The organism is Microbacterium sp. NPDC080220 (assembly GCF_040686395.1).
In the GTDB taxonomy this organism is placed as follows: domain Bacteria; phylum Actinomycetota; class Actinomycetes; order Actinomycetales; family Microbacteriaceae; genus Microbacterium; species Microbacterium gawkjiense.
Genome location: NZ_JBFBOP010000025.1, coordinates 1 through 1441, shown reverse-complemented (window position 1 = coordinate 1441; position 1441 = coordinate 1). Strand labels below are relative to the sequence as shown.

General features: G+C 66.7%; 1 protein-coding gene and 1 pseudogene. Both read right to left on the bottom strand.

Annotation, left to right across the window (positions count from 1 at the left end; translation table 11 throughout):
- Positions 1–207, bottom strand: a pseudogene (locus tag AB0P29_RS16145) (hypothetical protein); the annotation flags it as partial.
- 43 nt (positions 208–250) lie between these two features.
- On the bottom strand, positions 251–1333 hold the full coding sequence (locus tag AB0P29_RS16140; RefSeq protein ID WP_363381237.1) for an ABC transporter permease: 1083 nt from the start codon (positions 1331–1333) through the stop codon (positions 251–253).
- Positions 1334–1441: the final 108 nt, after the last annotated feature.

Below are 1441 nucleotides of genomic sequence, written 5' to 3'. Positions count from 1 at the left end.
ATCGGCTGCTTCCTTGATGCCGCACTCCATCGAGATGTAGAACTCATCTCCCGCGACACCCTGCACGAACGCGATGTTGTACGCATCATCACCACCATCACCGCCGTCGCCGCCGGCAGGCGTGCCGCCGGTCGAACATCCGGCCAGTGCGAAGGTCGTCGCCGCTCCCAGCGCGACGAGCCCCAGAGCAGGCTTGCTCCACTTCATCGTGATTCCCCATTCTCTCTTGGTGGTGTTGGTCGGCCGCGCGTCAACCGCGCCGGCCTCCGCTGGCGAACTTGCGCCAGAGGCTCTGGGTGTTGCCGCGGGTCGCCGCGGTGCGGCGCACCTGGTCGACGTAGACGGCGGTGATCAACACGGCGCCCACGGCGACCTGCTGCCAGAACGGCTGCACGCCCGTGATGACGAACCCGTTCTGGAGGACGGCCGGGATGAACAGGCCCACGACCGTCCCGGCGATGGTGCCGATGCCGCCGAACAGCGAGGTGCCGCCGATGACGACGGCCGCGATCACGTTCAGGTTCGTCTGCGACTGCCCGGCGATCGCCGTGGTCGAGAACTGTGCGAGGGACAGGATGCCTGCGACACCGGCCAGGCCGCCCGAGAGGGCGTAGATCTTGATGAGCTGCGCATCGACTTTCACGCCCACGCGACGCGCCGCGATCTCGCTCGAGCCGACCGCGAGGGTGTAGAGCCCGAACCGGCTGTAGCGCAGTGCGATGCCGCCGATGAGGATCACCACGAGGGCGATCACGGAGATCGTCGGGATCGTGCCGAACACGTTGCCGTAACCGATCGTGGTCGTGAGCACCGATGGCACCGAGCGGACGTCGACACCGCCGGTGAGGATCTGCGCGAGACCCAGGGTGATGCCCAGGGTGCCGAGCGTGACGATGAGCGGCGGGATCTTCGCCTTCGCGATCAGGAAGCCGTTGAAGATGCCCCAGAACAGGCCCGATGCAATCGCGACCAGGATGCCGACGATCGCCGTTCCCCACCCGTCGCCGCCCATCGTGCGCATGACCATCGCGGCGACGACGCCGGAGAAGACGAGGACCGATCCGATGGACAGGTCGATGCCGGCGGTGATGATGACGTAGGTCATGCCGACCGCGAGCACGGCGAGGATCGACGCGTTCTGGATGATGAGGCGGAAGTTCGACCACTGCGCGAACGTGGCCGGCTCGAGGACACTGAACACCAAGACGATCGCGACGAGCACGAGGAAGATCTGGAAGGCCTGCGCCTTGACGAGGCGCTTGACGACGCTCTCCTGCTGGTCGACGATGGCGCCGATCGCGACGGTCTCGGTGCGGGGCTTGACGGCGGTCACAGCGTGTCCCCCTTGGTGTCGGTGTTGCGGGTGACGGCGCCGGTCATGAGGCCGACGAGTTCTTCCATCGAGGTGTCGTTGGAGGCGATGTTGGCGACGCGGGTGCCG